At 72.0% G+C, this 26572-nt stretch carries 25 protein-coding genes and 1 pseudogene; 11 read left to right on the top strand and 15 right to left on the bottom strand.

All coding sequences use genetic code 11. From position 1 onward, the window contains the following. Positions 1–107 precede the first annotated feature (107 nt). Positions 108–851: a beta-phosphoglucomutase family hydrolase gene (locus ACZ4VF_RS21150; protein WP_467927702.1), complete on the top strand. Its 744-nt coding sequence runs from the start codon at positions 108–110 to the stop codon at positions 849–851. Further along, positions 848–3244 carry a glycoside hydrolase family 65 protein gene (locus tag ACZ4VF_RS21145; protein WP_467927700.1) on the top strand — a complete coding sequence of 799 codons (2397 nt, stop codon included), beginning with the start codon at positions 848–850 and terminating at the stop codon, positions 3242–3244. Before ACZ4VF_RS21150 ends, ACZ4VF_RS21145 begins: the two co-directional genes overlap by 4 nt. 176 nt (positions 3245–3420) lie before the next feature. On the opposite strand, the gene ACZ4VF_RS21140 is transcribed toward ACZ4VF_RS21145, so the two are convergent. The 6 genes from ACZ4VF_RS21140 to ACZ4VF_RS21115 all read right to left on the bottom strand — a co-directional run bounded on the left by ACZ4VF_RS21140 (position 3421) and on the right by ACZ4VF_RS21115 (position 10870). After that, positions 3421–4362 (bottom strand): GNAT family N-acetyltransferase, encoded by a 942-nt coding sequence (locus ACZ4VF_RS21140; RefSeq protein ID WP_467927699.1) that lies wholly within the window; start codon positions 4360–4362, stop codon positions 3421–3423. A gap of 166 nt (positions 4363–4528) precedes the next feature. Then, a complete protein-coding gene (locus tag ACZ4VF_RS21135; protein ID WP_467927698.1) occupies positions 4529–5503 on the bottom strand; it encodes an Lrp/AsnC family transcriptional regulator in 975 nt (324 codons plus the stop codon). A 281-nt stretch (positions 5504–5784) separates the two neighbouring features. Next, entirely contained in the window at positions 5785–8223 is a 2439-nt protein-coding gene (locus ACZ4VF_RS21130) for an MFS transporter (protein WP_467927697.1), read from the bottom strand. Positions 8224–8550: 327 nt separating this feature from the next. Beyond that, the gene (locus ACZ4VF_RS21125; RefSeq protein WP_467927695.1) at positions 8551–9201 is read right to left on the bottom strand and encodes a class F sortase; all 651 of its coding nucleotides are present in this window, start codon (positions 9199–9201) and stop codon (positions 8551–8553) included. 60 nt (positions 9202–9261) lie between these two features. Continuing rightward, a complete protein-coding gene (locus tag ACZ4VF_RS21120; RefSeq protein WP_467927694.1) occupies positions 9262–9753 on the bottom strand; it encodes a sortase in 492 nt (163 codons plus the stop codon). Positions 9754–10099: 346 nt separating this feature from the next. Beyond that, entirely contained in the window at positions 10100–10870 is a 771-nt protein-coding gene (locus tag ACZ4VF_RS21115; protein ID WP_467927693.1) for a helix-turn-helix transcriptional regulator, read from the bottom strand. A gap of 122 nt (positions 10871–10992) precedes the next feature. On the opposite strand from ACZ4VF_RS21115, the gene ACZ4VF_RS21110 reads away from it, so the two are divergent. The 3 genes from ACZ4VF_RS21110 (at position 10993) to ACZ4VF_RS21100 (ending at position 13661) form a co-directional block, all read left to right on the top strand. Continuing rightward, on the top strand, positions 10993–11541 hold the full coding sequence (locus tag ACZ4VF_RS21110; RefSeq protein WP_467927691.1) for a DUF2231 domain-containing protein: 549 nt from the start codon (positions 10993–10995) through the stop codon (positions 11539–11541). 76 nt (positions 11542–11617) lie between these two features. Further along, positions 11618–12076, top strand: coding sequence for a hypothetical protein (locus ACZ4VF_RS21105; RefSeq protein WP_467927690.1), 459 nt, complete (start codon positions 11618–11620; stop codon positions 12074–12076). A gap of 505 nt (positions 12077–12581) precedes the next feature. Further along, on the top strand, positions 12582–13661 hold the full coding sequence (locus tag ACZ4VF_RS21100; protein WP_467927689.1) for a MerR family transcriptional regulator: 1080 nt from the start codon (positions 12582–12584) through the stop codon (positions 13659–13661). A gap of 167 nt (positions 13662–13828) precedes the next feature. Here the strand turns inward: ACZ4VF_RS21100 and ACZ4VF_RS21095 are convergent, their stop codons facing one another. The 4 genes from ACZ4VF_RS21095 to ACZ4VF_RS21080 all read right to left on the bottom strand — a co-directional run bounded on the left by ACZ4VF_RS21095 (position 13829) and on the right by ACZ4VF_RS21080 (position 16887). Continuing rightward, the gene (locus tag ACZ4VF_RS21095; protein WP_467927686.1) at positions 13829–14704 is read right to left on the bottom strand and encodes a LysR family transcriptional regulator; all 876 of its coding nucleotides are present in this window, start codon (positions 14702–14704) and stop codon (positions 13829–13831) included. 3 nt (positions 14705–14707) lie between these two features. After that, complete coding sequence (locus tag ACZ4VF_RS21090; protein WP_467927685.1) at positions 14708–15913, bottom strand: low temperature requirement protein A; 1206 nt, start codon at positions 15911–15913, stop codon at positions 14708–14710. 5 nt (positions 15914–15918) lie between these two features. Next, positions 15919–16044 (bottom strand): hypothetical protein, encoded by a 126-nt coding sequence (locus ACZ4VF_RS21085; protein ID WP_467927683.1) that lies wholly within the window; start codon positions 16042–16044, stop codon positions 15919–15921. A 93-nt stretch (positions 16045–16137) separates the two neighbouring features. Continuing rightward, positions 16138–16887 carry an SDR family oxidoreductase gene (locus tag ACZ4VF_RS21080; protein WP_467927682.1) on the bottom strand — a complete coding sequence of 250 codons (750 nt, stop codon included), beginning with the start codon at positions 16885–16887 and terminating at the stop codon, positions 16138–16140. 560 nt (positions 16888–17447) lie between these two features. Between ACZ4VF_RS21080 and ACZ4VF_RS21075 the strand changes: the two genes are divergently transcribed. The 4 genes and pseudogenes from ACZ4VF_RS21075 to ACZ4VF_RS21060 all read left to right on the top strand — a co-directional run bounded on the left by ACZ4VF_RS21075 (position 17448) and on the right by ACZ4VF_RS21060 (position 20886). Continuing rightward, a complete protein-coding gene (locus ACZ4VF_RS21075; protein ID WP_467927681.1) occupies positions 17448–17879 on the top strand; it encodes a hypothetical protein in 432 nt (143 codons plus the stop codon). Positions 17880–18201: 322 nt separating this feature from the next. Beyond that, positions 18202–19788, top strand: a complete 1587-nt coding sequence (locus ACZ4VF_RS21070) for a N,N-dimethylformamidase beta subunit family domain-containing protein (RefSeq protein ID WP_467927679.1) — start codon at positions 18202–18204, stop codon at positions 19786–19788. Positions 19789–19803: 15 nt separating this feature from the next. Then, positions 19804–20067, top strand: a pseudogene (locus tag ACZ4VF_RS21065) (hypothetical protein); the annotation flags it as partial. Positions 20068–20193: 126 nt separating this feature from the next. Beyond that, on the top strand, positions 20194–20886 hold the full coding sequence (locus ACZ4VF_RS21060; RefSeq protein ID WP_467927678.1) for a hypothetical protein: 693 nt from the start codon (positions 20194–20196) through the stop codon (positions 20884–20886). Between the two features lie 96 nt (positions 20887–20982). Here ACZ4VF_RS21060 and ACZ4VF_RS21055 read toward each other — a convergent pair whose 3' ends face one another. Further along, entirely contained in the window at positions 20983–21357 is a 375-nt protein-coding gene (locus ACZ4VF_RS21055; RefSeq protein ID WP_467927677.1) for a cupin domain-containing protein, read from the bottom strand. Positions 21358–21426: 69 nt separating this feature from the next. On the opposite strand from ACZ4VF_RS21055, the gene ACZ4VF_RS21050 reads away from it, so the two are divergent. Then, entirely contained in the window at positions 21427–21867 is a 441-nt protein-coding gene (locus ACZ4VF_RS21050; RefSeq protein WP_467927676.1) for a MarR family winged helix-turn-helix transcriptional regulator, read from the top strand. A 313-nt stretch (positions 21868–22180) separates the two neighbouring features. On the opposite strand, the gene ACZ4VF_RS21045 is transcribed toward ACZ4VF_RS21050, so the two are convergent. Further along, positions 22181–23095: an NAD(P)-dependent oxidoreductase gene (locus tag ACZ4VF_RS21045; RefSeq protein ID WP_467927674.1), complete on the bottom strand. Its 915-nt coding sequence runs from the start codon at positions 23093–23095 to the stop codon at positions 22181–22183. A 96-nt stretch (positions 23096–23191) separates the two neighbouring features. Between ACZ4VF_RS21045 and ACZ4VF_RS21040 the strand changes: the two genes are divergently transcribed. Then, positions 23192–23554, top strand: a complete 363-nt coding sequence (locus tag ACZ4VF_RS21040) for a winged helix-turn-helix transcriptional regulator (protein ID WP_467927673.1) — start codon at positions 23192–23194, stop codon at positions 23552–23554. A gap of 222 nt (positions 23555–23776) precedes the next feature. On the opposite strand, the gene ACZ4VF_RS21035 is transcribed toward ACZ4VF_RS21040, so the two are convergent. The 3 genes from ACZ4VF_RS21035 to ACZ4VF_RS21025 form a co-directional block, all read right to left on the bottom strand. Then, positions 23777–24205 (bottom strand): VOC family protein, encoded by a 429-nt coding sequence (locus ACZ4VF_RS21035; RefSeq protein ID WP_467927672.1) that lies wholly within the window; start codon positions 24203–24205, stop codon positions 23777–23779. A 272-nt stretch (positions 24206–24477) separates the two neighbouring features. After that, the gene (locus ACZ4VF_RS21030; protein ID WP_467927671.1) at positions 24478–25272 is read right to left on the bottom strand and encodes an alpha/beta fold hydrolase; all 795 of its coding nucleotides are present in this window, start codon (positions 25270–25272) and stop codon (positions 24478–24480) included. A 30-nt stretch (positions 25273–25302) separates the two neighbouring features. Further along, positions 25303–26562, bottom strand: coding sequence for an MFS transporter (locus tag ACZ4VF_RS21025; protein ID WP_467927669.1), 1260 nt, complete (start codon positions 26560–26562; stop codon positions 25303–25305). Between the last annotated feature and the right edge of the window lie 10 nt (positions 26563–26572).

Genomic DNA, 26572 nt, shown 5'->3' with positions numbered 1-26572 from the left:
CCGGGGCCGGCCCGCCCGGGTGCGGCCCTCCACCGAGCGGGTGTCTTCCGGCGTGCCGGACGACTGCCTGACGCGGGCGGCCGCGGGCGGCTCCTAGCCTCGGCGGCATGCTGGGGCTTCCTGCTCATGTCCGTGCCTGCCTGTTCGACCTCGACGGTGTCCTCACTCAGACCGCGAAGGTCCACGCGGCCGCGTGGAAGGAGATGTTCGACGGCTACCTCCGCGAACGCGCGACACGCGAGGGGACCGGGTTCGTGCCCTTCGACGCGGTGGACGACTACGACGAGTACGTCGACGGGCGGCCCCGCGAGGACGGCGTGCGCACCTTCCTCGCCGCCCGGGGTGTGCACCTGCCCGAGGGAACCCCGGACGACCCGCCGGAGGCGGAAACGGTGAACGGACTGGGCAACCGCAAGAACGCCCTGGTCCTGCGACGCATCCGGGAGGAGGGCGTGGAACCCTACGAGGGCTCGGTCCGCTTCCTCCACGCGGCACGGGAGGCCGGCCTGCGCCGAGCGGTGGTGTCGTCCAGCGCGAACTGCCGGGACGTCCTGGCGGCGGCGGGCATCGAGGACCTGTTCGAGGAACGGATCGACGGAGTCGTGGCGCGCGAACGCCGACTGCGCGGCAAGCCCGCCCCCGACACCTACCTGGAGGCCGCCCGCGGCCTCGGCGTCGAACCCGACGAGGCCGCCGTGTTCGAAGACGCCCTGGCCGGCGTCGAGGCCGGACGGGCCGGACGGTTCGGTGTGGTCGTGGGCGTCGACCGGGTGGGCCAGGCGGACCAGCTGCGCGCCCACGGGGCGGACGTCGTCGTCCGCGACCTGGCCGAGCTCCTGGAGCCGCGGTGATCACCCATCCCAGCTACACGGTCGAGCCGTGGTGCCTGCGCGAGACCCACCTCAACCTGGACGTGCTCGCCCAGAGCGAATCGGTGTTCGCGCTCTCCAACGGACACATCGGCTGGCGCGGCAACCTCGACGAGGGAGAGCCGCACGGGCTGCCCGGCGCCTACCTCAACGGCGTCTACGAGAGCCACCCGCTGCCCTACGCGGAAGCGGGCTACGGGTATCCCGAGTCCGGCCAGACGATGATCAACGTCACCGACGGCAAGATCATCCGTCTGCTCGTCGACGACCACCCCTGCGATCTGCGCTACGGCCGGCTGCAGGCACACGAACGCGTCCTGGACTTCCGCGCCGGTGTCGTCCGCCGCACCGCGCGGTGGACGTCGCCCGGCGGCCGCACCGTCCGGATCACCTCACAGCGGCTCGTCTCCTTCACCCAGCGCGCGGTGGCCGCGATCGTCTACGAGGTCGAGCCGGTCGACGGACCCACCTCGGTGGCCGTGCAGTCCGAACTGGTCGCCAACGAACAACTGCCCCGCCTGCACGGCGACCCCCGCGTCGCCGCGGCGATCGAAACCCCCCTGATCGCCGAAGAGCACTTCGCCCAGGACACCCGCCTGCGGCTCGTGCACCGCACCGCCCAGAGCGCCCTGCGGGTGGCCGCAGCGGCCGACCACCTCGTGGAGGGCCCCGACAGCACCCGCTGGACGGCACAGTGCGAACCCGACGTCAGCAGGCTGACGGTGACCGCGGACCTGGAACCCGGCCGGCCCCTGCGGTTGGTCAAGTTCGTGGCCTACGGCTGGTCGGGGCAGCGCTCGCTACCGGCCGTGCACGACCAGGTGGACGGGGCGGTGGCGGCCGCCGTCAGCACGGGCTGGAACGGGCTGCTCGCCGCCCAACGGGCGTACCTGGACCGCTTCTGGGCCGGCGCGGACGTCGAGGTCGAGGGTGACGCGCAGATCCAGCAGGCGGTGCGGTTCGCCCTCTTCCACGTGCTCCAGGCGGCGGCCCGCGGGGAGAACCGGGCCATCCCCGCCAAAGGCCTGACCGGAACCGGGTACGACGGGCACTCCTTCTGGGACACCGAGTCGTACGTGCTGCCCGTCCTGACGTTCACCGCGCCGGAAGCCGTCGCGTCGGCCCTGAGATGGCGGCACGCGATGCTGCCGCCGGCCCGGGAACGCGCGAGTCAGCTGGGCCTGGCCGGAGCGGCCTTCCCCTGGCGGACGATCGACGGCGCCGAGAGTTCCGCCTACTGGCCGGCCGGTACCGCCGCCTTCCACATCAACGCCGACATCGCCCAGGCCGCCGTCCGGTACGTCATGGTGACCGGCGACGAGGACTTCGAACGCCACGAGGGACTCGACCTCCTCGTGGACACCGCCCGGCTGTGGCGCTCCCTCGGCCACCACGACGCGGAAGGCGTCTTCCACATCGACGGGGTCACCGGACCGGACGAGTACAGCGCCATCACCCGCGACAACCTCTACACCAACCTGCTGGCCCGGCAGAACCTGCTGGCCGCCGCCGACGCGGTGGCGCGCCATCCGGACCGCGCCGCGGAACTCGGAGTCGGCGACGAGGAGAGCGCGGTCTGGCGGGACGCGGCGACGCGCATGGCGGTGCCGTACAACGACTCTCTCGGCGTGCACGAACAGTCGGCCGGGTACACGACGCTCCAGCGCTGGGACTTCGAGGCGACCCCGCCCGAGAACTATCCGCTGCTGCTCCACTACCCCTACTTCGACCTCTACCGGAAACAGGTGGTGAAGCAGGCCGACCTGGTGCTGGCGATGATGGAGTGCCCGCACCTGTTCTCCGAGGAGCAGAAAGCACGCAATTTCGCCTACTACGAGGCGCTCACCGTCCGCGACTCCTCCCTGTCCGCGTGCTGCCAGGCGGTACTCGCCGCCGAGACCGGGCACCTCCGGCTGGCCTACGCCTATCTCGGCGAGGCCGCGCTGATGGACCTCGACGACCTGGAGCACAACACCCGCGACGGGCTCCACATCGCCTCCCTCGCCGGCACCTGGATCGCCCTGGTGGCGGGGTTCGGCGGCCTGCGCCGGTACGTCGGCGAAGACGGAAGACCCGACCGGCTCGCCTTCGCACCGCGCCTGCCGGAGGCACTGTCCCGGGTGGCGTTCACCGTGCAGGTCCGCGGACGCAGGCTGAAGGTGGACATCGGCCCGTCCCAGGCGCGTTACCAGCTGGTGGAAGGCGATCCGATGGTCGTGCTCCACCACGGGGAGCCGATGACCGTGACCACCGACGCCCCCCAGGACCGCCCGGTGCCCCCCGTCCCCGCCCGCCCCGAACCGCAGCAGCCACCGGGCCGCCGCCCGACGGGCCTGCTCACCGGAGAGGAAGAGCAAGCGGGGACAGAGACCTGACACGCATCTCGCGGGCCGGCCGCCGGCCCGGGGGGCGTGGAACGTCGTCGGCTCCAGCCGGCCGTGGCCGTCCGGGGTACGTACGCGAGGTCCTCGTCCGGACCCGATGCCGACCACGGAGACGGAACCCGGGACCCGGGCGACGAACACCCCGTGTCCGCGGCGCTCCGGTCGGCTCAGCAGTCACCGGACGCGTCGGGCGGCCCCTGGGAACCACCGGATCCGACCGGACCGGGGCCTTCGTCCGGGAGCCGCGGCGCCCGGACCCGCTCACCGTGGTCGGCTGCCGGGGGCCGGCGCGGGACACCGTCCGGCCGGAGGAACCTCGCGGACTTGCGGGCCAGTACGGCGGTGAGGTGTTCCCGTGCGTCGGGCCGCAGCCGCGCCAGGGTGACCATGCCGGTGATGACGGCGTCGGCGACCTCGTCCTCGACGTCCGCCCAGGAATGACTGTGGCCCTTACGGGGGTTGGTGCCCCGGGCGCCGATGACGGCCTGCGCGGCCTCTCCCACCTCCTCGGCGAGCTTGAGCACTTGCAGGGTCCACTGCTCCTCCGGCTGGAGCCCGTTCTCGCTGTCGAGCCGGCTGAACGCGTCGGCCAGCCGCCGGACCGTGTCCCAGTCACCGCCGGACGCGGCACGTGTGGGGCGCTCACCCGGGGAGGGCGGCAGCGCGGTCCTGCGCATGAGCGCGCGATCGCTGGAGAAACCGAGGCTCTCGTACAGGGGCCTGGACTCGTCACTGGTGTGCGACTCGAAGAGGGTGACGCCTTCTTGCTCCAGGTCCCCGAGAAGTGCCGTCAGAGCGGCCCTGGCGTACCCGCGGCGCCGGTACCCGGGCCGGGTGGCCACGGCCTGGACGCGTGCGGCCAGCCCTTTCGGGTGACGGGGCGCGGGCAGCACGGGGTTGACCAGGGCCAGGGCGCAGGTCACGAGTCCCGCGCCGGGCACGTCGACGACATGGGCCCGGGCGTCGCCGCCGGGCCGAAGGCGTTCGGCCAGCTGGTCCCGGCAGAGGCCGCGCCAGGCCGAGTCGGGCGGTTCGGAGAGGATCAGCTCCGAGCGCAGGCGGGTGATGCCGTCGGCGTCGTCGGGCGTGGCACGGCGGGCGGCGGTCATGGACCGGTCCTTCCTGTTCGGCCGATGGGTGGGGCGGCGAGGTGCGGGTGAGCGGGCGTGCGGTCGTCCGTGCGGTTCCGCACGGTGACGGGGGAGTGGCGTCGTACCCACGGTGACCTGACAGCCCGCGCTCACGGGCGGGTTTCTCCCGGCCGGAGGTGCCGGTTCAGCGGCCGGGCTCGTAAGCGAGTTGCTTGACCTCTCGCAGAGTGAGGGCCGTCTCCACGGAGCGCACTCCCTCCAGAGCACCGATCTTGTCGCTGAGGTAGGTGTAGAGGTCGGCGGTGCCGGGATGCAGGGTGGCGGCGACGACGTTCGCCTGTCCCGTGGTGGCCGCCGCGAAGCGCACCTCGGGGTGCGAGGCGAGGGCACGGCCCACGTCGGCGAGGGCGGCCGGGGCGACGGTGAGCCAGAGCATGGCGACGACCTCGTTGCCGAGGTGCTCGTGGTCGAACTGCACGTCCAGATAGAGGACCCCGGTCGCGAGCAGACTGTCCAGACGCCGTCTGACGGCGGACTCCGACAGGCCGGTGTTTGCCTGCAGTTCGGTGAGGGAGGCCCGCCCGTCGCGGCTGAGGGCGGCGAGCAGTGCCTCGTCGGAGTCGTCGAGGAGCACGGGGGAGGCGGCTGGATCCACGGGCGGCGGGCTCAGGGCGGCCTGTTCGGCGGGGCTGAGAGCGTTGATCTTGTTGAGCCAGCCGTGCGGCCCCCCGTAGAAGTGGTGCAGCAGGCAGTGGGCGCTGACCGAGGTGACACGAGGCGTGCGCTGGAGGCGGCCCAGCAGCAGCTCGTCCCGTGCCTGCCGGGTACGCGGCTTCATCGCGCACATCACTTCCGTACCGCCCGAGATCACGCTGACGTAGGAGGTGTCCGGGCGCCGGGCGAGTGCGTTCGCCAGGTGTTCGGCGGCGTCCGGCGTGCACCGCAGGCGGAGGAGCCAGGTACTGCGCCCGAGCCGGCTTTCGTCGGTGATGCCCAGCACCCGCAGGTGGACGGTGCCGCGCAGCCGACGGAAACGGCGGGCGACGGTCTGGTCGGAGACACCCAGCACGTCCGCGATCCGGTTGAACGGCGCGCGACCGTCGAGCTGCAGCGCCTGCAGCAGCTTGAGATCGAGTGGATCGAGAGCCTGGGACCGCACCGGACTCCTCCTGCCTCTTCCTGCTGCTCTTCTCGGCTCGGGTGCCAGGCAGAATGATCCCGCTCCGCGAGGCGGTGCACATCCGCGGCCGCCGCGGCCGTGCTGTCGGCCCGGGAACCGCGGCGGGTGGGGTCCGGGCCCGGGAGCGCCCCGGACCCGGACCCCACGGGGGCACGCTCCCGTCCCCACGGATGGCGCCCCCGCACCGGATCCGGCTGCTGTATGCCCCAGTGCCACCGGAACCGGTACGTGTGCGAGCGGTCGTCGGCCGTGCCGCCGCTTCAGCTCTCCGGGTGAGCCAGTTCCAGGTGGACGCCGTCCAGCCCTCGGCCGTCCACGGTGACCGTCACCGTGGCGGGCGGATACCCGGCGGCGACCACCTGGTAGTTCGCCGCATCGAGGTCGGCGAAGGCATAGGAGCCGTCGGCGCCGGTGGTGGTGACACCGACGACGTTGCCGGCCGCGTCCACCAGCATGACCCGGGCATCGGCGAGGTTCCGGCGGTCCGCACCGGCCCGTACGACACCCCGCAGCCGCGCACCCGGCGACAGCGGCACCCTCAGCGCGGTGGCCCCGGGACCGGCAACCTGCACGGGGAGTGCGCCGGGCCGGAACCCCGGGGCGTTCACCGTGAGGGTGACGTCGTCCACCCGCAGCCCGCCCAGGTCGAACCGGCCGGCGGTGTCGGTCACGCCGCCGGCCAGTACCTCGCCGCGTGCGTCGGTGACCGTGACCAGGGCGCCCTCCACGGCCGCCCCTTCATCGGCCGACACCACGGTTCCGGCGACGGCGCCGCCTCCGGTCAGAACCAGGTCGTGCACCAGCGGCCGCTGGTCCGGCACCACCGTGGTCACCTGCGGTCGATGACCGTCCGCCGCCGTGATCAGGACGTACGGCCCGGAGGCCGGGGCGGTCAGCTCGTAGTGGCCCTCGCCGCGGGACTGAGCCCGGCCGACCTGGCGGCCGGCCGGTGAGACGAGGGTGAGGGTGGCACCGGCCATGCCGTTACCGACGGCGTCACGGACTCGGCCGGTGACGACCACCCCGGAACCGCTCTGCCCCGGAACACCTTCCTCGGCGCTCCCACCCCCGCGCCCGTCGGCCCGCGCAGTCGGGGCCGGCACCGGACGCGCACCAGTCGCACCGGACGCACCCGCACCGGCGGCCCCGGCCGCGTCGGCCGGAACCGGCTCAGGCGTGGGTACGGGCACGGGCTCCGCCTCCTGGGCCGGCGCCGGGTCCGAGACCGAGGCCCGGGGGGTGCGCAGCAGCACCGCCGCGACGACCGCGGCGAGCAGGACGAGGGCGGAGGCCACGATCAAGCACGACCGGAGGCCGTCGAGGAAGGCCGACGAGAGGGCGCCCAGAGCGCGGCCCGTCTCCGCTCCCAGGTCCATCCTGGCGACCGCCCCCAGCCCGCCGGCGTCCACGGCCGCGGTGATCCGGTGGGCCGTCGCGCCGTCCACGCCCGCGTCGGCGAGACGGCCGGGCAGGGCGTCGGTGGTCCGGGTGGTCAGGAGCACGCCCAGAACGGCCGGGCCGAGCGCGCCGCCGACCTGTCGGAAGGCGTTGTTGCCCGCCGCCGCCATTCCGGCCAGGTGATGCGGCACGGCGGCGACGGCGGTGGCGGTCATCGGAGTGACGACCAGTCCCAGGCCGAGGCCGAGCAGGGCGAGCCGCCAGGTCAGCGCGCCGGCCGGGGTGTGCGCGTCGAGCGCGGTCAGGGAGACCAGGGCGCCGGCGGTGAGCAACAGACCGGACGTGATCAGGAGGCGAGCCGACACCCGGCGCATCAACGGCCCCGCCACGACCCCGGTGACGAGGCACACCGCCGTCACCGCCAGCAACCGGTACCCCGCGTGGAGGGTGTCGAGTCGCTGCACCATGCCGAAGTAGAGGCTGAGGACGAAGAAGAAGCCGATCAGGCCCAGGAAGGTGATCATCGCGACCAGGGTGGTGGCGGTGAACGCCGGGCTGCGGAAGAGCGCCAGGTCCAGCATCGGGCCGGCACTGCGTCGCTCGGCCAGCACGAAGGCGAGGGCGCTGACGGCGGCCAGCGCCAGGGCGACGATCACGCGGGGCTCGGAGAAGCTGTCGGCGCCGCCCTCGATCACCCCGTAGACGAGCGCGGTGATCGCCGACGCGGCGGTGAGCTGCCCGGGCCAGTCGAGCCGCCGCGACCCGGGAGCCCGGGAGTCGGCCACCAGCGGCACCGCGAGCGCCAGGGTGAGGAGGGCCACCGGTATGGTCGGCACGTAGATCCAGCGCCAGGCCGCATGGTCGAGAATGACGCCGGCGATCAGGGGACCGGCGGCCAGTGCCGTCATCAGGGCGGCGGCCCACAGGCCGACGAACTTGGCGCGCCGGTGCGGGTCGGGGACCGCGTGGCTGATCAACGCCAGCGTCGTGGGCAGCAGCGCGGCGGCGCCCAGCCCGGCCAGCGCCTGCCCGGCCCACAGCACCTGGACCGAGTGCGCGCTCAGGGCGACGGCGGCTCCCACGGCGGCGCACACCAAGCCGGCCTGGAAGACCTTCTTGCGGCCGTGTACGTCTCCGACGACACCGGCGGTCAGGATGAGGGCCGCCATGGGCAGGACGAACGCGTCGGAGATCCACGACAGCTGCGACGTCGACGCATGCAGGGCCCGCTGGATGGCAGGCAGACTCACCGAGACGCTGGTGACCGGCAGGTAGGCGACGAACACCCCGACGCAGGCCATGACAAGCGTGGCTCCCGGACTCTGCCGTGGTCCGGGCGCCGTTGTTCCGACGTTCACACGTCCTCCGTTCCGGTGGCGGCGGTCGCCGACACGACGGCCACCTTCCGGCCGGTTCCGCCGGGAAGGCCAGCCAGGGCACGCCGAGCCGGGAAAACCGACATCCGGGCGGCGGATCCGAAGGGTTTTCGACAAAGCGGTGTGCCCGCACGGCCTGTGGATGCGCTCCACCCCCGCGCCGACCGGGCACGCCCGCCCCGGCGTACGCCACATGCGCGCTGTGCGTACGCCCATGAGCCGCGCGGCGTACGGTCGTGCCCGTCCGGTCGGCTACGTCACCGCGGTCAGCGTCGCGAAGACCACGACGTTGCCCTGGTAACCGGTGCGCTTGGTGTAACCGCCACCGCAGGTGATCAAGCGGAGCTCGGGCCGGCCGGAACTGCCGTAGACCGTGTCGCTGGGGAACCCCTCCCGGTCGTACAGCTCGACGGCACGGACGGTGAACACCGCTGTCCGCCGGTCCGCGCGGCTGATCTCGATGGTGTCGCCCCTGGTGAGGGCGCCGAGGTCGAAGAAGACACCGGGGTCGCCCAGGGGGGTGTCCACGTGCCCGGTGGCGACGGCGGTTCCCGCCGCGCCGGGAGGCGTGCCGTCGCCGTACCAGCCGACGAGACCGGGCTCCCCGGCTGGTGGGGCGCGTAGTGTTCCCGCCGCGTCGAGACCCACCCGTGTCATCGGGGCGTCCACGCCGATGGCGCCGATCCGGAGCCGTACCGGATCCGCGGGGGGCACGGGGCGGGCGGGGGAGCGGGTGGCGTCCGCGGACGCCGACAGGGCCTGGGCCGCCGACGGCCGCGGTGGCTCCTCGCCGGGGCCCCCGCCGACGAGCAGCGCCGCGGCCGCCGTCATGGCGCAGGCCAGAAGGAGTCCTGCGGGGATGTACCGCTCTCGGGAGGCGCTGGTGCGGTGTCCGGGTAGCATCGCGGTCGAGCCTTCGCTTCACACGGCGGGTGCTGTGCTCCAGGTACGGGTGACGGACGGTCAGGCCCGGTCGGTGCGGGGGCGGCGGTACATCCATACCGCACCCCCGGCGGCGGCCGTCAGGAGCAGCCGGGCGCCCAGGGCGAGCCCCGTCCCCGTGTCCTCCGCCGGTCCGAAGCCCGCGTTGACCGAGCCGTTCGGGGGGCGCCCGGTGACCCGGTACGTCTCCGTCACCTTGGTCAGGGGCGGACACTTCAGGGTGACTGTGTCGCTGCCCGGCCTGGTCCCCTCCGGAATGTGGAACCGGCCGGTGAGAACCCCCTCCTCATCGCCTTCGAAGAGGTGGAACTCCCCTGCCACCTCGGACCAGCCCTTGCCGTAGTCCGCGTCAGGGTCGCAGGCGCTCGTACTGACCGTGACCGTGGAACCCGGCGAGGCGTCCCACGGGTCGATACGGACGTCCGGGTCATCGGCGGCGGCAGCGGCCGGGATCTGGAGTCCGAGGGCACCGAGAGCCAGGCCGATACTTGCACCCACGAGTGTGTAACGCATGCGAGTCCTCCAACGGGACAGCGTCCGGCCTGTCTGCGCGGCGCCTCTCCTGTGTTCCGCTCACGAGGCAACCGACAGTCCGTCAGCTCCGCAACCTGACGCATCGCCACATGTGTCGGCCAGTCAGGTGGTGCGGACGTCCCCGCCGGCTCCGGACCGCAGGTCACCGCCACGAGGATCGCTCATGTCCGTCACCCGACACCGCGTCCCCATACCGGTGAGCCGACCCGGCGGTGCGGCGTGCGAGGTACGGACCGTCCCGGCCGCGCGCTCCCCGGCAGCACGTCGTCGCGGTGAGACCGAAAGACGTCGTAGAACTCGCGACGGTGATCCGGTGCCAGGACGGTCAGCGCTCTTCGGGTGTCTCGCCGTCCTCACCGAGGGCGGACGGCCCGAGCCGGACGCAGCACTCCCCGGGTTCGGGAGCCAGGACGGCCTGGACCCCGTTGACCTGCAAGCCCTTCAAATAGCCGGAGAGGAACGCCTGGTTCATGCCGCACACCAGGTCGGGGGCCTTGGCGGCGAGCGGGTGGAAGGGGCAGTTGCGCAGCCGCAGCCTGGTGGGTGCTTCCCGGACGGGTTCGTAGCCGTACCGGTCCAGCAGCTGTTCGCAGGTGGTCAGCCCTCGCTCGGGACCGAGGCGGCCCGGGCGGGTCTCCTCCCGTGCGGCCTCGCCCAGCTGCCTGCCCCGCTGCCCGGCGGTCCGCAGGGCCGCCTGGGCGGCGTTCTCGTCGGCGCCCTCGGTGAGGACGGCGTCCAGGAGCAGGTCGGCCAGGAGTTCGTGGCGCCTGTCGGGGATGCTCACGGTGATCTGGGCGTCGGTGGGTTCGTACACCTTGGGCTGTCTGCCGACCGTGCGGATCCCGCCGGGCCTCCCGTACCGCGCGCGCAGCAGGCCGGCATCGACGAGTTTGTCGAGGTGGAAGGCGGCCAGCTTGCGCGATATGCCGACGCTGGCGGCGGCCTCGTCCCGGGTGACGGCACGGCCGGCCCGCCGGACGAAGGTGAACATCCGCCGTCGTGAGTCCTCGCTCAGGGCGCTGACGGAGTCGATGGCGCGGTCGGAGGCAGAGGCGCGGTCGGCCCGGTCGGCCCCGGCGGTCGGATCAGAAGCCACAGCACCACGGTAACCCCCATCCACCTGGGCACAAGTGTTCTTCCGGCCTCGCTGTCCTGCGCCTCTTGACGGCCCCCCGCAATAAGACCAGGATTTGTTGGTGAAACTACTGGAGGTTCGCGATGGCCGGTGAGTCACACCTTCAGGCCAAGCGTCCGGTCAGCGCCGCGCTCGCCGGTCCGTACGGCCACCCGTTCCACCCGATCCTGGTGACCGTGCCGATCGGTGCCTGGGTGACGAGCCTGGTGTTCGACATCGCCTCGCATGTCGTCCACCGCCCCGGCTTCCTGACCCAGTCCTCGGAATGGCTGATCGCCGTCGGCCTCATCGGCGCCCTACTGGCGGCCACGGTCGGGTTCCTCGACCTGTTCGCGATCCTGCCCGGGACCCCGGCCTTTCGTACCGGCTTGGTCCACATGACGCTGAACCTGCTGGTCACAGCCGCCTACGCGGTCAACTTCCTCTGGCGCTACGGCGATCACGCCGGCGGCGGAAGCGTCGGTACGGGCCGGCTGGTCCTGTCCGCGGTCAGCGTGGCCGCTCTGGGCGTCTCGGGCTTCCTGGGCGGCAAGCTCGCCTACCGCTACGGCGTGCGCGTCGCCGACGAGTCCACCCAGGCCGAGGGATTCACGCACGGCCGCAGCCACAGCGGCACCCGCTCGACCCGGTGAACCGTCCGCACCCGCACGCCCACCACGGCGGCCGGTGCCTCCGGCTGCCTCACCCCGTCCCCCCTTGGGAGCTCCCATGGACATCGCCGCACTGATCACCTGGGTGGTCACCGCTCTCGGCGGCTTCTACATGCTCGGCACCTGGATCCGACGCGGCGGCATCCGCCAGCAGCAGACCGGGACCAGCCGCCTCCCCGCCCCGGTCCTCTTCGGCCACTTCGCCCTGGCCGCGATCGGCCTGGTGGTGTGGATCGTCTACCTCCTCGCCGACAAGGACGCCCTGGCCTGGACCTCATTCGGCCTGCTGCTGCCGGTCGCCCTGCTGGGCTTCGTCATGCTCGCCCGCTGGATCCCCGTCCACCGCGACCGCATCACGCCCGGGGCCGCCGCGCCCGCCGCCGCTGGCCAGGCAGCCGAGGCGACCGTCCCCGCCGAACGGCACTTCCCGGTACCGGTCGTGCTGGCCCACGGCCTGCTCGCCGTGGCCACCCTCCTCCTGGTGCTGCTGACCGCACTGGGCATCGGGGGCAGCTGACGTCACCGGGCGCCCGCCCGCGCCCCGGGCGGCGTCGGCGCCGATGCCGCCCGGGCGGCGAACCGGTCGACCTGACCGTCCCGCGTGGAACCGTCCTTGCTCGTTGCCTCGCAGACGGCTCGGCTTGAGCGGGAGCGCCGACACCACCGGTGACGGAGGCCACGCTGCGAATACCGCGCCGATCTCCACCAGGGCTTGCTCGACGTGGCCTGCAGCCTCATATGCCGCCCCCGCTGGGGGCGGAGCAGGCCCGCGCCGTCGGCGTCACGGTGCAGCACGTGGACGAGTGGTCCGCCGAGCCCGCGCTCTACCGGCTGGATCGCCCATGCCAACGGCCTGAGCAAGGAGCTGGGCGAGGACCAGGCGCAGAACATACTGCGCGAGGCCACGCACCTCCCCATCGGGCCAGTTCCTGACCGATCGCACCACTAGTTGACCTTCACCTTGGGGGAGGCCACAGCATCAGTGGGGCCGGGTGATGCGCTCGGCATGAGGAGGAGCGAGCATGGGGTTGCTGACCATCGGGGCGTTCGCGAAGGCGTCCCGCCTGTCGCCGAAGGCGCTGCGTCTTTACGACGAGCTCGGCCTGCTGACCCCTGCACGCGTCGACCCGGTGACCGGCTACCGCCTCTACGCGCCGGACCAGTTGGACCAAGCCCGCCTGGTCGCCTGGCTCCGGCGCTTGGGCATGTCACTGGCCCGGATTCAGCACGTCTGCGCGCTGGATGCGGGCCCGGCGGGACAAGAGGTCCGCGCGTTCTGGGCTCAGGTCGAGGCCGACACTGCCGCACGGCGGGCTCTGGCCACCTTCCTCATCGACCACCTGTCACGGAAGGACCCCGCCATGCCCCCGACCGCCAAGTCCCTCGGAATCCGTTACGCCGCTCTTTCCGACAAGGGTCTCGTCCGCGAGAGCAACCAGGACACCGCGTACGCGGGATCCCGGCTCCTCGCTGTCGCCGACGGCTGCGGAAGCCAAGGAGCCCCTGCCGGCGCAGCCGCCATCGACGCGCTCAAGCACCTCGAAACCGACAGCATCCCGGCCGGCAACCTCCTCAACGTCCTCGAAGACGTCGTCGAACAGGCCAAGCAAGCCGTGCACGACGTCGCCGGAACGGGCTCTGCATCCGAAGGCACCGGCACGACACTCACCGCGATGCTCTGGACCGGATCACAGCTGGCCCTCGTCCACATCGGCGACTCCCGCCTCTACCTCCTGCGCGGCGGAGAGCTGTTCCAGATCACCCACGACCACACCATGGTCCAGTCGATGGTCGACGAAGGACGCCTCAGCCCGGAAGAAGCCGCCTCCCACCCCCAACGGTCGCTCCTGGTGAGGGCACTGGGGCCAGGAGCCGACACCACCCCCGACATGCGGCTCCTCGACGCCCAGGGGGAAGACCGGTATCTGCTCTGCTCCGACGGCCTGTCGACTGTCGTGCCGACCCAAAAGATCCACCGAGTACTCTCCGAGATCAGTGAACCCGAGCAGGCCGTCCGCGAACTCATCGCCCTCGCCAACGGCTCCGGCGGCCCCGATAACGTCAGCTGCGTAGTCGCCGACGTCATGGAGCTCCAGCAGTAGGAGCGAGCGGCATGCACTTCGAGACACATAGCGCCCAGAACGGGGGCCCCATCCGTCAGGCAAGGCGTCACTCCCCTGGTGCCGGCAACGAAGATGCCATGAGCTCCGAACGGTCCCCGGCAATTCCTGGACGGCGCCAACGACGGAACCGGCCCACGGGCGTGTGGTCACAAGGTGGCGGTGGCGAGGAAGGCGTCTTTTGCCGGGCTGGTGGTCCGTGGGGCGTACAGGGCGTGCAGGGGTGCGTCCACGGGTGGGTCGAGGGCGAGGACGCGTACGGCCCCACCGGCGGCGGGGCCTGGGGGTGTGGTGACGAAGGCGCAGCGGTTGGTGCCGATGACGGCGGTGGCGGGCGGGGTGCCCTGGAGCGGGGTGCGTTCGGTGCGGGGTTCGAAGCCAGCTGCGCGGCAGTGGTTGATGAGCAGGTCGGTGTAGCCGGAGTGGCCGGGCCGGCCCCAGACGATGAAGTGCTGGTCGGCGAGGTCGGACAGGGCCACGGACGTGCGTGTGGCGAAGGGGTGGTCGGCGGCCACCGCGATGTTGAGGGGTTGGTGGCCCAGGGTGGTGCGGGCCAGCCCGTGCGCCGGGGCCAGCGCCCGGCACAGTCCGATGTCGAGGTCTCCGGCCAGGAGGGCTTCGGTCAGCTCTGCCGGGTAGCGCTGGTTGACGTCGGTGGCCAGGTGGGGGTGGAGTGCACTCACCTGCCGCAGCAGAGCCATGACCTCCTCCCCGGTGACGGCCGGGGTGTGGCCCAGGCGCAGCATCTCCTTCTCGCCGCGGCCGATGCGGCGGGCGCGCTGGAGAGCGGAGTGGGCCGCGCCGCGCAGCACGCGGGCGTCCTCGACGAGAGCGGTGCCGGCGGGCAGCAGGGACACGCCGGTGGCGGTGCGCTCCAGTAGGGGAACACCTGCTTCGCGTTCCAGGACGCGGATGGAGGTGGACAGCGCCTGCTGGGAGAGGTGCAGGCGGGCGGCGGCGCGGGTGATGCTGCCCTCTTCGGCCACCGCGATCAGGTGCTCCAGTTTGTTCAGGTCCAGACCCACGGATCAGCTCACCTCGCTGGAGCGGCGGCGGAAGACGGCGAGGTTCGCGGCCAGTGTCGCGGCGACGGTCAGACCCACGCCCAGCACCGCCCCTTCCACACCGAGCGCGGGCGCGGCGAAGGCCAGGGCGAGCACCAGGAGCGCGCCGGCCGCGACGAGCAGGTTGTGGCCGACGGCGCCAGTGCCGGTCATGCGGTGCAGGGCACCCAGCAGCACCGGCGCGATCACCACGGGCACCGCCACGCTCAGCACGGCGGCCCGCACCGACAGGTGGGTGTGGTGGGCGGTGGCGTCCAGTGCTGTTGCCAGGCCGGCACCGACGGCGGCCAGGGCCGCGAAGACGCCGTAGTGCCCGTACCCCCATACCAGGGCAGTGCGCAGACTGGTCAGTTCGGCGTCGCTGCCGGTGAAGTAGATCCACCACAGGGCGAAGACGAGCAGCAGCCCGCCCACCGCGATCAGCACGACGGGCGCGGACAGGCCATGGCCGGTCACCGCGGACTGCACGGCCATCAGTGAGGCGAGGATGACCTCGCCGAGCACGATGATCGTGAAGCAGCTGTAGCGTTCGGCGATGTGTCCCGGATGCCAGCTGGTGGCACTGCCGCGGAACTCCGCCCAGGCCGGCACCACGAGCTCGGCCGCCACCAGCACCACGAAGGTGACCGGCGCCCACACGCCCGAAGCCCACAGCCGGGCGACCCATCCGGCCTGCACGACGGCGATCCCCGCAGCGTAGCGCAACGCTCCCGCCCGGCCCGCGGGATGCTCGATGGCGGCCCGCAGCCACTGAAGGATCATCGCCAGGCGCATCAGGACGTACCCGGCCACGATGAGGGTGAAGTCGCCGTCGAACGCCGCGCGGACCCCGGCGGCCAGGACCAGGACGCCGCCCATCTGCACAAGGGTCAGCAACCGGTAGGGCACGTCGTCGGTGTCGTAGGCGGAGGCGAACCAGGAGAAGTTCATCCAGGCCCACCAGATCGCGAAGAAGACGGCAGCGTAGCCCACCAGCCCGGAGGCGACATGGCCGTCGGCCAGGGCGTGGTGGAGCTGTGCGGCAGCCTGCGAGACCGCGACCACAAACGTCAGGTCGAACAGCAGCTCCAGCGGGGTGGAGGCGCGGTGTTCCTCACCGGGATCCCGACCGCGCATCACCCGTCGCAGCGCCCCCTCACGCTCCACCGCACTGACAGTGTTGCCGCTCATATGGGTCACGCTTGTCCGGTCTCGAAGTTGGTGTACGTGGCAGTGAGGGCGGCGAAGAACGCCTCCCGGTCCCCCGTATTGACCGCGGCGACGAACGCGGCCACCGCAGGCACGGCCAGCTCGGCAGTCATCCCTTGTCTCCCCATGTGCCGGGATCGGATACGGTCCGCTCCCGCCGGGTCGGCCGCGCCGGCGGGGGCGCGGCCGACCCGGCGGGCGGTGGCTCATCGCGTGGTGTAGCCGCCGTTGGCGAACAGCGTCTGGCCGGTGATCCACCAGCCCTCGGTGGCCAGGAACCTGATCAGCGGGACGATGTCCTCGATGTGGGTGAGCTGGTTGCCCATGGCCTGCGACTTGTGGAACCGAACCCGCTCCGGGGTCTCCTGCCCGTAGAAGAACGGCGTGTCCATCGGACCCGGCGCCACCACGTTCACCGAGATCGACCGGTCGGCGAACTCCTTGGCCGCCGCCCGGGTGAAGTGCTCCAGCGGCGCCTTGCCACCCGCATACGTGGAGTAGCCGTCGGTGAAGGCCGCCAGCAGGGACGTGCCCAGGCTGATGATCTTCCCGTGGTCGTTCAGGCGGCGCCCCGCCTCCTGGATGAAGAAGTACCCCGCCTTGGCGTTGATGCCGAACATGCGGTCGTACTCTTCCTCGGTGGTCTCCAGGATGGGCTTGCGCAGCACCATGCCAGTCGTGTTCACCGCGACGTCGACGCCGCCGTAGGTGTCGACCGCGGTGTCGAAGAGCCGCCGCACGCTCCCGACGTCCGTCAGATCCCCCTGAACGGCCACCGCCTGCCCGTCGGCGTCCTGGATGGCCTGGACAGTCTCCTCGGCCTCCTTCTCCGAGGTGTGGTAGTGCACCACGACCTTCGCGCCGGCCTCGGCGAACGTCCTGCTGAGCAGCCCGCCCAGGTTCTTCTCGCCCCCGCCGACGACCGCGACCTTGTCCTTCAGCGTGTGCTCAGTCATGTCCAGTACCTCCTCATATTCGCGTCAGTGACCGGTTTGATCACTTCCACTTACGAGGCTAGGCAGACATAACGGGCGCAGGCCAACGCAACATATGTGTAGCCTCACAAACGTCATCGATACCCGCTGGTCACACCATGCATCCGGCCTGCGGGGGTCGCCGAGGCGGTCTCCTCGGATGAGACAACTGCATGCGTCTGGAGAACCGTCCCACTGCACCTCGGCGGCCCATCCATCGGGCAGCGCCGGGTCGGCAACGGAGACCGCGAGCATCGGGTCCGACAGCGTCCACATGCGTCATGCCTTCCACCTTGGCGGTGGTTCCCGCGGCACCGCCGGTCGGCCGTAGTCGAGCAGCCCGAGTCCTGTGTCCGGCCGGCAGTGAACGCACGACGGGGCCCGTCCACGAAACGCGTCGAGACGCGGCTCTCCTCGCCTTCCTGGCGAAGTGACCGGCGCGAAACGGGCACACGGAGCGTCAGCGGCCCGCCCGGCGAACCGGGCGGGCCGCTCCTTCGCGAAGCCATCGGCCAAGTGGAACCCGTCGATAGGGTGTCGGCATGTCGCTGAGCCGCACAGCCCTCTCCTCCGGACGTTCGATCGAGCTCACCGAGCTGCGGATGTCCTCGACCTACGGCGGGATGCTGGAGGGCTATCCCTGCAAGCCCGTCAACGACATGAACGTCAGGGGCCTCCAGCGGCAGGCCCGAGACGCGTTCCCCTCCAGGCCGGTCCATCTGCTTCCGCCCTCCCGCGAGTACCCGGACCTGCCTGGGGGCGCCTTCGGCGCCGTCGAGGTGCTGCCGTCCGTGGCCTGCATCGGCAGCTTCCGTTCGTCGGCGGTCGACCCCGAGCTCCACCCGGTGCTGCACCGTTCCGCCCTCACCGTCGTCTGGTTCCAGTCCGCCTTGGACGTCCCGTCGGGCGAGGACGCCGACCTCGCGCTGCGCGGCATCGACTGGGAGGCACTGGCGCAGGACTACGAGCTTTAGGACCACGAGCCCTGGTGACGGCCGCCTCTTGAGGTGGTTGATGCCGCACGCGCCCGCGTGACGCTCTCGGTGGTCAGGGAGGGTCGGATCAAGCGTCGGGTGCCGTGGACGACCATCGTGATCATCCCGAAAGCGGGGTCACACCGGTCCCTCGACCGCCGCCTCACCATGACGGAGCCCACGGGCGCGGGCGGCGTCGAGGGCGCCGCCGCCGGCGCGCCCCGGATCTCCGGCGGCCGGGAGCGGGGCGCGGGGTCCGCGGTGCTGTGTCACCTTGGCCCGGAGAGCAGGTCGCGCGCGAGCCGCGAGCACGGGAGGTGTCATGGGGATGGGTCCTGCCCGGCGAGAAGGGCCGGAAGACGGGGCGGCGCCCGCACGGCAGCCGGATCGCAGGCGCTTCCTGGGGGCGTGCGCCGGACTTGGGCTCGCCTCGGTGACGGCCGCGGCCTGCGACGCGGCCGCCCCTCCACGCGAGCGGCACCGGGCGGCCGTCTCCCACCGCCCCGAAGCGGAACGGGACCGGCCGGGGACACCCGAATGGCGTATCACCTCCCGCGGACCCGCCCCGGCCATCGTCGGCTACGCGGACCGGGTGAGCGTGAAGCCGGGCGAGGAGTGCGGCCTGCACGTCTCGACGACCGCGTCCGCCTTCCGCGTCTCGGCCTTCCGCGTCGGCTGGTACGGCGGGGCCCAGGCCCGGCTCGTGTGGTCGTCGGAGCGCGTACGCGGCCGCGTCCAACCAGAACCCCGCTTCCTGACGGGGACCCGCACCGTACGCGCGGACTGGCCGCGTACGCTCACCCTCGGCACGGCCGGCTGGCCGGAGGGCGCGTATCTGCTGCGGCTGGAGGCGGACAGCGGCCACCAGCGCTACGTCCCGCTGATCGTGCGCTCCACGCGGGGTGCGGGCCGGACGGTGCTCATACACGCGCCGTCCACCTGGCAGGCCTACAACCGGTGGGGCGGCTACAGCCTCTACGCCGGTGCCTCCGGGGCGTACGCCGCCCGCTCCCTGGCCGTCAGCTTCGACCGGCCCTACGACGCCGACGGCGCGGAGAAGTTCATGGTGTACGAACGGGCGGCGGTGGTCCTGGCGGAACGGCTCGGCATACCCCTCGCCTACACCACGGGCACGGATGTGCACCGCGACCCTGGGATCCTGCACGGCGCGGCCGCGGTCGTCTGCCTGGGGCACGACGAGTACTGGACCCCGGAGCAGCGCCGGCACGTCACACAGGCCCGGGACGCCGGCACCAACGTGCTCTTCCTCGGCGCCAACACCTGCTTCCGCCGGGTCCGCCTCGAGCCGGGTGAGACGCGACCGGACCGCACGGTGGTCTGCTACAAGTCCTCCGTCCGGGCGGACCCCTCCTACACCACCCGACCCGCCCTGGCGACCACCGACTTCCGCCAGGCCCCGGCGCCGGACCCCGAGTCGTCACTCACCGGAGTGCTCTACGAGGGCTACCCGACGGACGCGCCGTACGTCGTCCACGCGGCGAACCACTGGCTGTACGAAGGAACGGGCGTACGGCCCGGCGACGGCTTCGACCACCTGGTCGGCGTCGAGTACGACCGGGTCACCCCCACGCCACCCGTCCCCGAGCCGCTGGAGATCACCGCTCACTCTCCTCTCGTGTGCAACGGGCGCCGCAGTCACAGCGACTCGGCCTACTACACGGCTCCGAGCGGCGCGGGCGTGTTCGCCACCGGCACCATGCGCTGGGTGGAGGCCCTGATGGCCGGGACCCCCGACGGCGGCCGCCACCACGGGATGGATGCCCGCGCCCGCGACTTCGTCACCCGCACGACGGAGAACGCCCTGCGCGCCTTCGCGGAGGGCCCCGCCGCCCGCCACCGCCCGGCCGTACGCCCGAACGTCGGCGAGGTGTACCCGGACCGGGCGTGAGGCCGCCGCCGGAGGGCCGCGTCATGGCTGACCGTCCAGCAGCTGCCGCCGTACGCCCCCGAGTCCAGCCCTGTCGAGGGCGTGTGGTCTCACTTGACGAGGTCACTGGTCAACCTCATCCGACACCGCCCTGACCCGCTCACCGCGCTGGTGAAGACGCAGCTGCAACGGATGCAGTACCGCCCCCGCCCCTCCAACCTCCTTGATCTCAACCGTTGCACACGGCCTCGCCCGATACCGCTGCCCGCCACAGGCTTGGCGCCCGCTGTGGCACGGTGACAGCTGAGTACGCATACTCATGCGACCTCTCCCTCCCGCCGTCCACAGTGGTCATGGACACGGAGGGGGCGAACAGCCGTGGGGCATCGACGTCGTACCAGAGCCGTCCTGGGCACGGTGTGCAGCGTGGCGCTGCTGGCCGTATCCGCCTGTTCGCAGGACGGCGCCACCAGTCAGAAGACCGTCCGCGAACTCGCCGGAAGCGCCGAGGCGGTCAAGGCCCGAGAGCGGGTGGAGCAGGAGGACCGGAACACCATCACCGACTGGGACGCCCACACCGCGCTCACCCTGGGCCTGGTGACGGTGGACGACTTGTGCAGGCGCGGGCGGGCGAAGGAGTGGTTCTTCCAAGACGGGGACGACCAGTACAAGATCCGCTGCACGGTGCAACTCACCGCCTACTTCGGCGCCGGCCCACACCATGTGTCCGACACGATCGACAGCATTCTCACCGCAGGCGACCACGACGGCTCGCCGATTCCCTTCGGCCACGACTTCCTCTACGCGACCAAGGTCGTCGACTACTACCGGGGCAAGACAGGCGACCCGGATGGCCCGGGCACCGGTGAGCCGGAACAACTCGGCATGGGTGCTGTCACGCTCGAATGGGACCAGGTCCGCCAGAAGGGAAAGCGTCAGCTGATCGAGGAAATCCCGGCATGTCCCCCCAGCGATCCACCAGTCGATCGGTGCCTGCGTGAGCCGGCCTCCACCAGCGTCACGAACCTGCGCCGCAAGTACGGCATGGTGTTCAAGCTGACCTTCCCCACCAGGGACTACTTCATGGTGTACAAAGACGGCCGAACCGTCAGCCACTGATGCGGGAACCGATCGCCCGAAACTCGAGCGCGCAGCTCCTCACGGCAGTCCACGAAAGCCGTCCCGCCCCGACGCAACCCGCACCGTGGAAGAGCTCTAGTGGGTCCAGGGCGGTGCGACGGTGCTGCCGTCAGCCAGTTCGGCGGTGAGTCCGACGCGGGTGGTGACCCACATGTGGGCGGGCTGGTCGGTGGTGTTGGCGACCGCCAGTCGGGAGCCTGCGGGTGCCACTGCCGCGTCACCCGCGCGGAGTTCGGCGCTCTCGCCGTCGACGGTGAGTCGAAGGCGACCGGAGAGGACGTAGAAGGTCTCCTCGTCGCTGATCGTGTGGGTGGGACCCGCCATTGCGGCCGGGATCTCGACACGCCAGGCGGCGAGGTCCCGGCTACCGGTCCCCGGGCGGACGTAGGAAACGAAACGGCCACCGTGCATCTCGTGTACGACGGCCTCGTCACTGCGGATGAACGACATGCTCAACCTCCAATTAGACAAGTTTCTTGTCTGGATAGACAAGCTGCTTGACGGGTTATAGTCAACCCCATGGACGACGCCCTGGCCCTCTCCGCACTCGTGCTGGCACTCTCCGGGCAGCTGGTGCAGGAGATCCACGCCGGCGTGGCCCGCCAGGGGTTCGAGGACCTGCGACCCGCACACGGCTTCGCCTTCGTCCGCATCTCGGCCGGCGGCGCCACCACGGCCGACCTGGCCCAACACCTCGGGGTGACCAAACAGGCCGCCGCCCAGCTGGTCGAGGAGCTGGTCCGGAAGGGGTACGTGGAGCGGCATCCGCACCCGCACGACGCCCGTGCCCGCCTCCTGGGGCTGACCGAGGCCGGCTGGGCCGCCACACGCGCCGCCGACCAGGCGGCACGGGCCGCCGTGGCACCGTGGCGGGACGTACTGGGCGAGGCACGCTTCGGCGAACTCGTCGCAGACCTGACACTCCTCGCACCGCCGGGACCGATCCGCCCGGCCTGGTGAACCGACGGCCCGCCCTCCCGGAGACCGCCGGCCGTCGCCCTCCCGGAGACCGCCGGCCGTGGACGAACCATCCAAGCCGTGAACGAACCGTCCAGGCCATGACCGAGCCGTCCACCAGGGGGCGGGGCGCCCCGCCGGCGTGGTGTTCGGGGCAGACGGCGACTTGGCAGCGGCGCCGGGCCGCGAAGCCTGCACGGGACCGGGGGCCCGGACGGTCAGGCGCTGCCGAGCCGCCTCTCACCTCGGTCTCACCGCCACGCCTGTGGGCCCGTTCGCCGGACGGCGTCCGGTCCGCGCGGCCAACCCCTGACCGTCAGTGCCCGTCCCCCCGGCCGGTCGACGCCTTGCCCCGGAGCAGCAGGTCGATCACGCCCGTCAGACCCTCCTCGCCGCTGCCCTCGGCCAGTCGCCGGCGCATCAGCGCGAAGTAGGGGCTGAGCAGTTCCGGGCTGACGCCCTGCTCTTCGGCGGTGGCGAGGAAGGTCGGGGTACCGGCCACCTGCATGGCGAGGTTGGAGACGACACCCTTCGTGTAGTCGCCGCTCCGCAGTTGGCCGGCGGTCTGGTGAACTGCCGGGGCCATCGCGATCAGCCAGTCGGCGAGCAGCGGGGCGAGCGACGTGGGGTCGATGTCCTCCTTGCGGATCAGGGCGAAGGCGTGGGCGGCCCCGGCGAACATGCCGTACATGGCGCTGAGCAGGGCGACGTCGTGCAGTGCCGCGAAGCCCGCGTCCTCGCCGACGTAGGTGGTGCCGGCCGGGACGCCGAGCGTTGCCCGGTGCCGTTCGAACAGGTGCCGCGAGCCGCTGTAGAAGACGTAACCGCCGGCCTCCGGCACACCGATCATCGGGGGCACGGCCATGATCCCGCCGTCCAGGTAGCGGGCGCCGCGCTCGCCGGCCCACTCGGCGCGGGCACGGGCCTGGGCCGGGGTGCCGGTCGTCAGATTGACCAGGTCCTTGCCGGTCAGGTCGGTGCCGGCCAGCACCTCACCGACCGAGGCGTCGTCCAGCAGACAGGTGACGATCAAACTGTTCGCCGCGACCGCCTCGGCGGCGCTGTCCGCGACCTCGACGCCCTCGGCGGCGAGCACCGCGGCTCGTGCCGGGCTGCGGTTCCAGACGGTCAGCGGATGGCCGCCGGCGCGCCAGGCGCGGGCCAGCGCGGTGCCCATCGCGCCGAGGCCCAGCAGCGTGACGGGAGTCTTCTCAACGGGGTTCTGTGTCATGCCGATTAGGCTGGTCGCAGGCCTGGGGTTGATCAAGTACGCACTTGCTGGTGGGTGGTTACCCCGGGGTGAGCGAGCACGTCGGAAGGGTGGGGCATGACGACGCTGAACCGGCCGAGCACACAGGGCGGACACGTCTGCGGGATCGACATCGCGATGGAGGTGATCGGCGGCAAGTGGAAGGTCCTGATTCTCTGGGCGCTCCACGAGCAGCCCTGCCGCCGCTTCGGCCAGCTGCGCCGGCTGCTTCCGGGGATCACCGAGAAGGTGCTGGCCTCCCACCTCCGCGAGATGGAGGGGGACGGAGTCGTGCACCGCGTCTCCTACGACGAGGTGCCGCCCCGGGTCGAGTACTCGCTGACCGAGGACGGCAGGCGTCTCAACGACGCCCTCCAGCCGCTGGCCGCCTGGGGCCGCGAGCGGGTGAACGCTCGGGGGCTGGAGGAGAAGGCGGGTTAGGGTCTCGTACGGGTGCCGGTCACTGCCGTCGCGATGACGACGGCCTGCGGGGAGGGGTGGTGGCCGGACCTTCGGCTCCCGGCGCGCGCTGCTACGGACGGAGTCTGCGGAGCCTGTCCGGTTCAGCGTGGCTGACGCTTCGGGGTGAGACCGGAGTCCGGTGACGCGTGGTCCCGCCTCGCGCCGCCACCGCGGCCCGCGGAAAGGCCCCGACACCTTCGCTCAGTCGAGGCAGAACTCGTTGCCCTCGATGTCCAGCATCGGGATGCACGCGTCGTTGCCGTCGTACAGCGTTTGCACGTGTACCGCTCCGAGCGGGACCAGCCGTGCGCACTCGGCCTCCAGCGCGGCGAGGCGCTCTTCACCCACGAGTCCGGTGCCGACCCGCACGTCGAGATGCACCCGGTTCTTGGCGGCCTTCCCTTCGGGGACGCGCTGGAAGTACAGCCGCGGCCCCACACCTGAGGGGTCGACACAGGCGAACCACGCGTCCTGCTGCTCAGGCGGCTGCGAGCGCTTGAAGTCCTCCCAGGTGGCGAACCCCTCGGGCGGTGGCGGTATGACATACCCCAGCACCTCGCACCAGAAGCGGGCGAGGCGCTCGGGTTCCGCGCAGTCGAAGGTGACCTGGAACTTCCTGATCGACATCACAGGACCACCGTATTGACCCGTGCGCCACGGGGAAAGCCCCTTCGGGGACCAGGTGGTCCTGCCAGGTGTCCGAAGGGCAGGACTTCGCCGGCAACGAGGTCCACCCGCCGACGTGCCCGGACCGCTGTGATCCCGCGGCCGTCGGACGTGATGCGCTGTCGGCGACCCGGTCGACGAGGTCTCCTACGAACACGGGGCGGGCTGTCGGCGACCGGCCGAGGAGGTCGCCGACAGCCCGGCCGGGGAAGCCCGGGGCGGGTTCGAGGCCGGCGTCAGACGCGGTTGGCGTGGAGGAAGTCGCGCATCAGGGCGCCCCACTGCTCGGGCTGTTCGATGAACGGCAGGTGCCCGGTGGGGATCTCGGCGTACCGCGCGCCCGGGATGGTCTCGGCGAGCTGCCGGTGGTGGTGCGGTGTGACGAGCTGGTCGAGGGTGGTGGAGACGACGAGGGTCGGTACGGCGACGGCGGGGAGGTCGGCTCGTACGTCGACGCGGTTGATGAGCAGGTCCAGGTGTTCCGGCGTGCCGGGCGGGATCGTGGCCGCGGCGCTCTTGAGGGCCGTGTCGAGGTCGTCCTGGCCGACGGCGTCCAGGGCGGGGGCACTGAGGCCGACGAGGGCCATGAAGCCGGCCAGGTGCTCCAGGTCGTCGGAGAGCAGCAGGTCGCGCCAGATCCGGGCCGCCAGCAGGAACCGCGGGTTGGGGTGGGCGAACCCTGCGGTGAGGACGAGAGCGGTGACACGTTCGGGGTGCCGGGCGGCGGCCCGGATCGCGACGGCGCTGCCGAGCGAGTAGCCCGCGATGGCGAAGGTTTCCACGCCCTCCTCCACGGCGGTGGCGACCAGGTCGTCGGCCAGGCCGTCCAGGGACAGCGGAGCGCCCGCGCGGGGAGTGCGGCCGGTGCCGGGGTAGTCGGGCCCGACGACGGTGTGCCGCTCGGCCAGCGTGTCCAGGACGGGGCCGTAGTTGGCGTCGATGCCGCCGCCGGCTCCGTGGGCGAGCAGCAGGCCCGGGCCGGTGCCGCGCACGATGCGGCCGAGGCGTGAGGTGGGCAGAGCGGTGGACATGGGTGTGTCTCCTTCGGTTTCCGTACGGGTTCACCGCCGGGCGGTGACCGTGGTGGCCGTGGTCGCCGGGGCGGCTGTCGGGTCGGTTGTGGTGGTGCGGGTTCGGCGTGCGGCAGCGACCGCGAGGGGCACGGCGCCTGCGGCTACCAGCGCGGCGGTCCAGGGAAGGTCGTGGAGGCCGAGCCCGGTGCCGAGGGCCTGGCCGCCGAGTTGAGAGCCGCCGGCGACGCCGAGGTTGAAGGCGGAGGCGCTGATCGCGGTGACCAGGGTGGGTGCTTCAGGGGCGGCGGCCAGTGCCCGGTCCTGCAGCAGGGGGATGAGGGCCGCCGCGATCACGCCGAGGACGAGCACGGTGGCGGCCGCCGTCCACCGGGTTTCGCTGGTGAGCGTGAACGCGGCCAGTACGGCTGCCAGGGCGGTCAGAAGTGCGCACAGCCCCTTCCACGGGGAGCGGTCGGTCAGGCGGTCGCCGAGGATGTTGCCCGCGACCGCGCCCAGTCCGAACAGGGCCAGCACCGTGGTGACCGCGGCGTCGGTGAAGCCACTGACCTGCCGCAGCAGCGGCGCGATGTACGTGTAGGTGGTGAATAGGCCGGCCTGCGCCACCACGATGATCGCCGGCACCAGGGCTGCGCGTGGCCGGAGCATGCCCCGCACCTCGCGGCGGGGAAGGGAAACCTCCTCCGGTGCGGGCGGCCGTACGAGTGCGCTCACCGCGCACAGGACCGCGCCGGCAAGGGCGGTGACGGCCCAGAAGGTGGTGCGCCAGCCGAACCGGTCGCCGAGCCAGGTACCCAGGGGCGCGCCGATGACGGTGGCCATGTTCCAGCCGGCGGTCACGACGGCGATGGCGCGGCCACGCCGTGACACCGGTGTCATCGCCACGGCGGTCACCACCGCCACCGCGAAGACGGTGCTGTGGGTGAGCGCGGTCAGCATGCGGGCCGCCGCCAGGGTGCCGAGGCCGCCCGCCGACGCGGCGGCGAGGTTGCCGGCGGCGAACACGCCCAGCAGAGCCAACAGCGCGCGGCGGCGGGGGAGTCCCAGCACGACGACGGTCACCAGCGGCCCGGCCACCGTGACCACAAGGGCGTACCAGGTCACCAGGGACCCCACGGCCGGCAGCGGGCGGTGCAGGTCCGCGGACAGCTGGGGCAGCAGCCCGACCATGACCCACTCGGCGGTGCCCACGACGAACACGCACGCGGTGAGCGCTGCCAGGGCGGCTGTGCGGGCCGGCCCCCGGGCCAGGGGCTGTCGGGGCGTTGGGGGAGTGGTGCGGGTGGTCATGACCGAGACG

It is taken from the genome of Streptomyces sp. NPDC029151, from assembly GCF_055564315.1.
Note: the sequence above shows the minus strand (reverse complement) of the source record. Positions and strands in the feature narration are given on the sequence as shown.